This window comes from Bradyrhizobium sp. (assembly GCF_016462955.1).
Lineage (GTDB): Bacteria > Pseudomonadota > Alphaproteobacteria > Rhizobiales > Xanthobacteraceae > Bradyrhizobium.
In genome coordinates this window covers 1-355 of the sequence record NZ_JAEMSD010000206.1, presented here as the reverse complement: position 1 = coordinate 355, position 355 = coordinate 1, and the positions used below count along the sequence as shown (strand labels likewise).

The 355-nt window shown below is 60.3% G+C and carries 1 pseudogene; it reads right to left on the bottom strand.

Annotated elements, in window-relative coordinates:
- A pseudogene (locus tag JHD07_RS20675) lies at window positions 1-94 on the bottom strand (L,D-transpeptidase); the annotation flags it as partial.
- Between the last annotated feature and the right edge of the window lie 261 nt (window positions 95-355).

The following is a 355-nucleotide window of genomic DNA, read 5'->3' as shown; positions in this document are numbered from 1 at the left end:
CGCGGTCCGGCTGCTGGGCGAAGGCATGCGGCGTGGACAGGACCAGTCCCATCGCAGCCACGAAAATCCCGGTCAGGCGACGAAAATCCGTCATTTCAAGCTCTCCCCGCTGCCACAGCGTAAATCATTCGGAACCATCAAACCTGAGGGGCAAGTTCATGGCAAGTTGATGGCGTGACGTCCTTGTATGTCACGAGAATACTTTGGTTTTTTGAAGCGGTCAGGCAATACCACAAACCGGGTATGGCGCGAAAAGCCTAGGCGTTAACGCAGCGGCGGCCCGCTCCCTCCCCCGCTTGCGGGGGAGGGCTGGGGAGAGGGTGTCTCCGCAAAGGGACACTCCCCCAGACACCCG